We start from the raw sequence: 250 nt of genomic DNA on the forward strand, positions 1-250 counted from the left end.
ACGCCTTGAGGTCCAGTGGAACCAGTAGCACCTGTGTTACCTTGAACGCCTTGAGGTCCAGTGGAACCGGTAGCACCCGTATTACCTTGAGTGCCTTGAGGTCCGGTAGCACCTGTGTTACCTTGAACGCCTTGAGGTCCAGTGGAACCGGTAGCACCCGTATTACCTTGAGTGCCTTGAGGTCCGGTAGCACCTGTGTTACCTTGAACGCCTTGAGGTCCGGTAGCACCTGTGTTACCTTGAACGCCTT

1 pseudogene is annotated in these 250 nt (G+C 55.2%); it reads right to left on the reverse strand.

Going from position 1 to position 250, the window contains the following annotated elements:
* Window positions 1-250, reverse strand: a pseudogene (locus AC0IXC_RS29280) (hypothetical protein); the annotation flags it as partial.

This window comes from Bacillus sp. AC266, assembly GCF_979253805.1.